Consider the following 8,219-nt stretch of genomic DNA (forward strand, 5'->3'; position numbering starts at 1 on the left):
CGGCCGGCGGCTGCGCGCGGACCGGCCGCGCCGCGAGCGGGAGGGCGGCGAGCGCCCCCAGCCCGCGCGCGCGCAGGGCGGCGGCCCTCAGAGGTTGAACCGCCCGAAGTCCTCGGGGCGGAGGTTCTCGAGGTACGCCTTCAGCTGCTCGGCGTTCAGCTCCTCGTTGGGCGTCGCCGACGGCGGCGTGGCGGGGGGCGTGGCGTAGCTCCCCGGCGTCTCGTCGTCGTCGACCTCCATCGTGCCGAGCAGCGACTCCTGCACGAAGATCGGCGCGTGCAGGCGCAGCGCGATCGCGATCGAGTCCGACGGGCGGGCGTCGATCTGCACGGCGCCGTGCGGCCCGGCCAGGTGCAGCTCGGCGAAGTACGTGCGCTGCTGCACCTTCGTGATCTGCACGCGGCGCAGGGTGCCGCCGAGGCCGAGGATGAGCGACTTGCAGAGGTCGTGCGTGAACGGCCGCTCGCGCTTGGCGTTGTTCATCTGCATGACGATCGACTCCGCCTCCGGCTGCCCGATCCAGATCGGGAGCAGGCGCGCGCCCCCCTTCTCCTGCAGGATCACGACGTAGGTGTGCGTCGTGCTGTCCAGGCCGAGTCGGGACACGACCACTTCGACCATCGGGGCGGCTCCGGGGCGGGATGCGGGGGGCGTGACGCGGGCGGCGCCCGGTTCCCGTCGTGCTGGGACCCGGGCGCCTCTGGAACGTACCCGCGGGGCTCGCGGGAGTGCCAGTCGGTCAGGCGGCGCCGGCCATCGCGCCGACGCCCGCCGCCTTCTCGGCGGCCTCGCGCAGCGCGTCCGCCTTGTCGGTGCGCTCCCAGGTGAAGGTGTCGTACGCCTTCCCCGCCACCGTCACCCGCCCCGGCGCGCGGCCGAAGTGGCCGTACTTCGCCGTCTCGCCGAAGATCGGCGTGCGCAGCGACAGCGCCGAGATGATGTCGCCGGGCGTGAGGCGGAACACGTCCTTCACCCCCTGCTCGATCGCCGCGTCGGGGAGGCGCCCCGTGCCGAACGTGTCGACCATGATCGACACCGGCTCGGCGACGCCGATCGCGTACGCCAGCTGCACCTCGCAGCGCTTCGCCAGGCCGGCGGCGACGACGTTCTTGGCGACCCAGCGCGCCGCGTACGCCGCGCTGCGGTCGACCTTCGACGGGTCCTTCCCGGAGAACGCGCCGCCGCCGTGGCGCCCCATCCCGCCGTAGGTGTCGACGATGATCTTGCGCCCGGTGAGCCCGGCGTCGCCCATCGGGCCGCCGACGACGAAGCGGCCGGTCGGGTTGATGTGGTACTTGATGTCGGGGCTGCGCAGCGCCGCCGGCACCACGGGCTCGATCACGTGCTTGACGATCGCCGCCCGCAACTCCTCGGTCGAGATGCTGTCCGAGTGCTGCGTCGACACGACGACCGTCTCCACGGCCACCGGGCGGTCGTCCTCGTAGCGGACGCTCACCTGCGCCTTGCCGTCGGGGCGCAGCCAGGGGAGCGTGCCGTCCTTGCGCAGCTCGGCCAGGCGGTGCGTCAGGCGGTGCGACAGCAGGATCGGGAGCGGCATCAGCTCCTCGGTCTCGTCGGTCGCGTAGCCGAACATCATCCCCTGGTCGCCGGCGCCGCCCGTGTCGACGCCCTGCGCGATGTCGAGGCTCTGCTTGCCGATCATGTTGATCACGGCGCACGTGTGGCTGTCGAAGCCGTACGTCGCGTCGTTGTAGCCGATGTCCCGGATCGTGCGGCGCACGAGCTCCTGGAGGTCGACCCAGACGTTCGTCGTGATCTCGCCCGAGATGACGGCCACGCCGGTGGTGACCAGCGTCTCGCACGCGACGCGCGCCGTCGGCTCCTGGCCGATGATGGCGTCGAGGACGGCGTCGGAGATCTGGTCGGCGATCTTGTCCGGGTGGCCCTCGGTGACGGACTCCGAGGTGAAGAGGCGCGTGCTCACGGGTGGTGTGGGAGGCGGTGGGGAGAGGGGGCGCGGCGCGCGCGGCTCAGTAGCGGTAGTGCTCGGGCTTGTAGGGCCCCTCGACCGGGACGCCGATGTACGCGGCCTGGTCGGGCGTCAGCTCGGTCAGGCGCACGCCGAGCTTCTCGAGGTGCAGGCGCGCGACCTCCTCGTCGAGCTTCTTCGGCAGCGTGTACACCTTCTTCTCGTACTTGTCGGCGTGGAGGTGCAGCTCGAGCTGCGCCAGCACCTGGTTGGTGAAGCTGGCCGACATCACGAAGCTCGGGTGGCCCGTGGCGCAGCCGAGGTTGAGCAGGCGCCCCTCGGCGAGGATCAGCACCGAGCGGCCGTTCGGGAGCACGAACTCGTCGTACTGCGGCTTGATCGTGATCCGGCGCAGCCCCTCGACCTTCTTGAGGCCGGCCATGTCGATCTCGTTGTCGAAGTGGCCGATGTTGCCGATGATCGCCTTGTCCTTCATCCGGCCCATGTGCTCGACCGTGATGATGTTCTTGTTGCCGGTGGCCGTGATGAAGATGTCGGCGGTCTCGATCACGTCCTCGAGGCGCGCGACCTGGTACCCCTCCATCGCCGCCTGCAGCGCGCAGATCGGGTCGATCTCGACGACGACCACGCGCGCGCCCTGGCCGCGGAGCGCGTGCGCGCACCCCTTGCCCACGTCGCCGTAGCCGAACACCACCGCGACCTTCCCGGCGAGCATCACGTCCGTCGCGCGGTTCAGCCCGTCCACGATCGAGTGGCGGCAGCCGTACAGGTTGTCGAACTTCGACTTGGTGACCGAGTCGTTGACGTTGATCGCCGGGAACGCGAGCGTGCCGGCCTTCTGCATCTCGTACAGCCGGTGCACGCCGGTCGTCGTCTCCTCCGACACGCCGCGGATGTCCGCCAGGACCCGGGTCCAGCGGCCCGGGTTCTTCGCCGCCTCGGCGCGCAGCAGGTCGAGGATGACGCCCCACTCCTCGGGCTCGTTGTCGGCGTCGAACGCCGGGATCGCGCCGGCCGCCTCGTACTCGGCGCCCTTGTGCACGAGCAGCGTGGCGTCGCCGCCGTCGTCGAGGATCAGGTTCGGGCCGCTGCCGTCCGGCCACACGAGCGCCTGCTCCGTGCACCACCAGTACTCCTCGAGCGTCTCCCCCTTCCACGCGAACACCGGCGTGCCCTGCGGCCGGTCCACGGTCCCCTGCGGGCCCACGGCCACCGCGGCGGCGGCGTGGTCCTGCGTGGAGAAGATGTTGCAGCTCACCCAGCGCACGTCGGCGCCGAGCGCCACCAGCGTCTCGATGAGCACCGCCGTCTGCACGGTCATGTGCAGCGAGCCCATGATCTTGGCGCCCTTCAGCGGCTGCTGCGCGCCGTAGCGCGCGCGCAGCGCCATCAGCCCCGGCATCTCGAACTCGGCGAGGCGAATCTCGTTGCGCCCCCACTCGGCGAGCGAGAGGTCGGCGACCTTGAACGGGGGACGGTCGGCGCCGGCGGCGGCCGCGGTGGGCTCGAGCAGGGTGCTCATGGATTCCTCTAGCGGGTCAGTGGCTCGCGCCCGCGACGGCGGGAGCGGCGGTCGGAAGGACGGTCGGTGCGGCGGCCGCCACGGCGCGACGCGCGCTGGCGGCGAACAGCGGGGGCCCCTTCCCGGCCGGGTCGGGCGGGACGGGGACGAAGCGCAGCCGCTCGAAGCCGGCCGCGCACACCCAGCGCTCCAGCGTCTCGCGGTCGAAGCCCAGCCAGGCGTGCCCCATCTCCAGGCGGTACACCTCGCGGTCGTGCGGGAGCATGTCGACGACCAGCAGCCGCCCCCCCGGGCGCAGCACGCGCGCCGCCTCCGCCAGCACGGCGGCCGGGTCGGCGAGGTGGTGCAGCACCAGCGCGACGAGCGCCGCGTCGAGCTCCCCGTCCTCGAGCGGGAGCGCCTCGAGGTCGCCCTCGCGCAGCTCGACGTTCGCGCGGCCGTCGAGCCGGAGCCGGGCCAGCGCCAGCATCTCCTGCGAGCGGTCCACGGCGATCACGCGGTGGACGAACGGGGCCAGCGCCTCGGCGGCCGCGCCGGTGCCGCAGCCCAGGTCCCCGACCACCAGCGCGTCGTCGAGCAGCGCCAGCAGCCCGAGCACGTCGGCCCGCGCCCCGAACAGCTCGACGCGCAGCCGGTCCCACGCCTCGGCGGAGGTCGAGAAGAAGTTGCGGCTCGCGGAGCGCCGCTCGGCGAGCACCGCCCGCAGCCGCTCGGCGTCGTGCGTGGCCCCGGGGAGCGACGCCATCCCCTCGCGCACCGCGCCCCACAGCCGCCCGGTCGGGCTGGTCCGCGCCCCCGTCAGCAGGCGGTAGCGGCGGCTCGCCCCCTCGGCGCGGGCGTCCACCCAGCCGGCGTCGACCAGCGTCTTCAGGTGCCGGCTCACCGTCGACTGCGGGAGCTGCAACGCGGCCGCCAGCTCCCCGACCGCCAGCTCGTGGCGCTCGAGGGCGAGGACGATGCGACCCCGGATGGGGTCGGCGAGGGCGGCGAGGGCGTCGAGGACCTGCACGGGGGAGAGAAAACCGTTCATCCGGATAAGCGGATGAAAGAAAGGCCGTGGGCAGCGGCCCGTCAAGCGGCCGGTGCCGGCGCCCCTGGCCGGGTCCGCGTCCGCGCGCTACCTCCGTGGGTGATGCGAACCGCCCCGTTCGGCGCCGTGTGCGCCCTCCTCGTCCTCCTTCCCGGCGCGGCCCGGGCCCAGCAGGCCGTGCTCCGCGGCCGCGTCCTCGCCGGCGACTCCGCGGGCGGCCGCCCCGTCCCCGACGCCGAGGTGGCGATCCCCGCGCTCGGGCGGACGGCGCGCGCCGACTCGGCGGGCGCCTTCGTCTTCGACCGCCTCCCGGTCGGGGAGCTCGAGCTGCAGGTCCGCCGCCTGGGCTTCGAGCCCGCAACGCGCCGCGTGGCGATCGAGGGGGCCGCCGAGACGGTGTCGCTGGTCGTGCGGCTCTCGGCGCGCGTGCAGTCGCTGACCCCCGTGAACGTGCGCGACTCGGCGGCCCGCCCCGCGGTCATCCTGACGCGCCGGCACGAGCGCGAGCGCGCGGCCGCGCACGGCGGGACGTTCCTCGACGACACGCTGCTGGCGCGCAGCGAGAACACGGTCATGAGCACGCTGCTGCGCCGCGTGCCGGGCACCTCGTTGATCCGCTACCAGGCGGGCGGGCGCTCGTACATGGCGCTCGGCTCGCGGCGCGGCGGGATGACGTTCCAGGCGAAGAACCCGAACTGCTTCTACCAGGTCTACGTCGACGGCGTGCAGATGTTCGTGCCCTCGGCGCGCAACGACGACCCGCCGCCCGACATCGACCAGTTCCGCCCCGTGGACCTCGAGGGGGTCGAGATCTACCGCGGCTCCGCCCGCACCCCGACGCAGTACGTCGGGACGGGGGCGGCGTGCGGCACGGTCCTGTTCTGGTCGCGCCGCGGGCGCTGACCGTCAGCTCCGCCCGAGCGCCGCGTCCAGCCCGCGGTTGAGGATCGTCTCGGCCTCGCCCGCGGTGGACGCGGCGAGCGCCGCCCGCGCCGCGCGCTCGGCGTCGGTCGCGCGGATGCCGCGCACGATGCGCTTGACGGCCAGCACGCTGCGCGGGCCGACGCTCAGCTGCCGCAGCCCGAGGCCGAGCAGCGCGAACGCCATCACCGGCTGCGAGGCCATCTCCCCGCAGACCGCGACGTCGATCCCCTGCTCCTCGGCGGTCCGCACGACGTGCGCGATCAGGCGCAGCACCGCGGGGTGCAGCGGCGTGAAGCGCGGCGCGAGCTGCACGTTGCCGCGGTCGACGGCCAGCGTGTACTGCACCAGGTCGTTGGTGCCGATGCTGAAGAAGTCGACCGCGCCGCGGAACGTGTCGGCGGCCAGCGCGGCGGCGGGCGTCTCGACCATCATGCCGAGCGGCAGCGCCTCGCGGAACGGCACGCCGCGCGCGCGCAGCTCGTCGGCCGCCTGCGCGAGCAGCGCGCGCGCCTCCCGCACCTCGTCGAGCGACACGATGAGCGGGAGCATGACGCGCACGTCGCCGTGCAGCGCCGCGCGCAGCAGCGCGCGCAGCTGCGCGCGGAACAGCTCCGGCTGGTCGAGGCACATGCGGATCGCGCGCCACCCGAGGAACGGGTTGGGCTCCGCCGGGAAGCCGCCCACCGGGAGCTTGTCGCCGCCGACGTCGTAGGTGCGGATCACGACCGGCCGCCCGCCGAACGCCTCGACCACGCGGGCGTAAGCACGGTACTGCTCCTCCTCGTCGGGCATGGTCGCGCGGCCGACGACCAGGAACTCGGTGCGCATCAGCCCGACCCCCTCGGCGCCGCTGGTGGCCGCCAGCTCCGCCTCCTCCGGCAGGTCGACGTTGGCGCGCAGCACCATCCGCACGCCGTCGAGCGTCACCGCCTCCAGCTCGGCCAGCTGCCGCAGCTCGGCCAGCTCCTGCTCCTCGAGGCGCGCGCGCGTGCGGAACTCGGCGACCTCGCGCTCGTTCGGCGCGACGGTGAGCGTCCCCGCCCCGCCGTCGAGCACCGCGCGCTCCCCGCCGCGCAGCTGCGACGCCGCGTCGCGCAGCCCCACCACCGCCGGCAGCCCCAGCGACCGCGCGAGGATGGCGATGTGCGACGTGGTCGTGCCGGCGTCGGTCGCGATGGCGGCGATCGCCTCGCGGTCGAGCTGCACCGTGAGCGACGGCGTGAGGTCGTGCGTGACCAGGATCGCGCCCGCGCCCTTGGGGACGTCGATCGGGTCGTGGTCGCCGAGGCCGAGCAGGATCGACAGGACGCGGATGTGCACGTCCACCAGGTCGCCGACGCGCTCGCGCAGCATGGCGTGCGGGTGCCGCGCGAACTGCGTGCGCCACTCCAGCATGGCGAGGTCGAACGCCTTCTCGGCCCCGAGGTTCTGCCGCACGAGGGCGTCCACGTGCTCGACCAGCGAGACGTCCTGGAGGATCGAGATCTGGACGTCGAAGATCGCCGCCTCCTCGGGCCCGGCCTGGCGCTCGGCGCGGGCGCGGATGAGCTGCAGGCGGTCGCGGGCGCGCTCGAACGCCGCGTGCAGGCGCGCGAGCTCCTTCTCGACCTGGTCGTCGCCGACGATGCGGTGCGGGACCTCGGGCACCTCCCAGCGCAGGAGGTGGACGGGGCCCTCGACGATGCCGGGGGAGGCCGGGATGCCGGCGAGGCGGAGGCCCACTAACTCTCCCCGAACTTGCCGAGGACGAGCGCCTCGATCGCCGCCAGCGCGTCGGCGGCGTCGGCGCCGGTCGCCCGCAGCACGATCGTCGACCCGCACTCGGCGGCCAGCATCATCACGCCCATGATGCTCTTCCCGTTCACCTCGATGTCGTCGCGCGTGATGGTGATGTCGCTCTTGAACCGGGCCGCGGCCTTGACGATCTCCGCCGCCGGGCGCGCGTGCAGCCCGTTCTTGTTGAGGATCGTGACGGAGCGTTCGACGGTCATCGGAGGAGCGAGTAGAGGACGAAGGCCGCCAGGACGCCGATCGCGACGCGCCACCCCTCGACGCGGCCGTGGAGCCGCGCGAGCAGGACCGCCCCGACGACCACCGTCGCGAGCACGGCCCCGAGGAACACGCGCCCCGCCCCGAGGGCGCGCATGAGCGCCAGCGGCAGCGCCGCGCCGCCGACGAACGCCGCCGCCTGCCCCAGCCACTGCGGGCCGAAGCGCAGCACCGGCCCGCCCATCGCGCCCGCCACCTGCATGCCGCGCGCGAGCCCGACCCGGAGGGCCCAGGCGCGCAGCGCGAGGTGGCCGGCGTTGTACAGCGCGAGGAACCCCGCCACGACCCACCCCGGGCTCGCCCCGAGCCCGAACGCGAGCAGCGCGAGCACCGAGCAGAAGGGGAGCCACGCGGCCCACACCAGCCGGTCGCCGACGCTGCCCAGCGGGCCGCAGAGCGCGGTGCGGAACCGCTCGATGCGCTGCGGGTTCTCGCCGTCGAGCTCCGCGCGGATCAGCGCGCCGACCGCGACGGCGGCCAGGTAGGGGTGGGCGTTGAAGTACTGGCTGTGGCGCGCCAACGCGGCGCGGTACGCGGGCCCGCCCTTCCCCCCCGGCAGCAGGCGGAGCGCCGGCTCGGTGCAGAAGCCGATCCCCGTGCCGAGCAGGATCTCGTAGTTCCACGAGGCCTGGATGGCGAGGAGCCGCAGGAAGATAGACGCCCGGGTCCCGAGCGGCAGGGGCGGGCGCGGCGGGGCGGGCGCGGCGCCGCCGGCGGGCGCGGCCGACGGCGGGGCGCATCGC

General features: G+C 74.1%; 8 protein-coding genes. 1 reads left to right on the top strand and 7 read right to left on the bottom strand.

Annotation, left to right across the window (positions count from 1 at the left end; all coding sequences use genetic code 11):
• Positions 1-87 precede the first annotated feature (87 nt).
• The 4 genes from PYV61_RS16340 to PYV61_RS16355 form a co-directional block, all read right to left on the bottom strand.
• Positions 88-606 carry a bifunctional nuclease family protein gene (locus tag PYV61_RS16340; RefSeq protein WP_275833508.1) on the bottom strand — a complete coding sequence of 173 codons (519 nt, stop codon included), beginning with the start codon at positions 604-606 and terminating at the stop codon, positions 88-90.
• Between the two features lie 133 nt (positions 607-739).
• Positions 740-1,945, bottom strand: coding sequence for a methionine adenosyltransferase (gene metK / locus PYV61_RS16345; protein ID WP_275833510.1), 1,206 nt, complete (start codon positions 1,943-1,945; stop codon positions 740-742).
• 46 nt (positions 1,946-1,991) lie between these two features.
• Entirely contained in the window at positions 1,992-3,473 is a 1,482-nt protein-coding gene (gene ahcY, locus PYV61_RS16350; protein WP_275833512.1) for an adenosylhomocysteinase, read from the bottom strand.
• A 16-nt stretch (positions 3,474-3,489) separates the two neighbouring features.
• The gene (locus tag PYV61_RS16355) at positions 3,490-4,503 is read right to left on the bottom strand and encodes a metalloregulator ArsR/SmtB family transcription factor (protein WP_275833514.1); all 1,014 of its coding nucleotides are present in this window, start codon (positions 4,501-4,503) and stop codon (positions 3,490-3,492) included.
• A gap of 102 nt (positions 4,504-4,605) precedes the next feature.
• Here PYV61_RS16355 and PYV61_RS16360 point away from each other — a divergent pair, with 102 nt between their 5' ends.
• A complete protein-coding gene (locus tag PYV61_RS16360) occupies positions 4,606-5,406 on the top strand; it encodes a carboxypeptidase regulatory-like domain-containing protein (RefSeq protein ID WP_275833516.1) in 801 nt (266 codons plus the stop codon).
• A 3-nt stretch (positions 5,407-5,409) separates the two neighbouring features.
• On the opposite strand, the gene ptsP is transcribed toward PYV61_RS16360, so the two are convergent.
• From ptsP to PYV61_RS16375, 3 genes are all read right to left on the bottom strand, one after another.
• Positions 5,410-7,149, bottom strand: coding sequence for a phosphoenolpyruvate--protein phosphotransferase (gene ptsP / locus PYV61_RS16365; protein WP_275833518.1), 1,740 nt, complete (start codon positions 7,147-7,149; stop codon positions 5,410-5,412).
• On the bottom strand, positions 7,149-7,418 hold the full coding sequence (locus PYV61_RS16370; RefSeq protein ID WP_275833520.1) for an HPr family phosphocarrier protein: 270 nt from the start codon (positions 7,416-7,418) through the stop codon (positions 7,149-7,151). The genes ptsP and PYV61_RS16370 overlap by 1 nt, the downstream gene beginning before the upstream one ends.
• Positions 7,415-8,219: PTS system mannose/fructose/sorbose family transporter subunit IID (locus tag PYV61_RS16375; protein ID WP_275833522.1), on the bottom strand; the 805-nt coding region annotated here is incomplete at its 5' end. The genes PYV61_RS16375 and PYV61_RS16370, both read right to left, overlap by 4 nt.

Origin of the sequence: Roseisolibacter sp. H3M3-2 (genome assembly GCF_029211165.1) — a bacterium.
In the GTDB taxonomy this organism is placed as follows: domain Bacteria; phylum Gemmatimonadota; class Gemmatimonadetes; order Gemmatimonadales; family Gemmatimonadaceae; genus Roseisolibacter.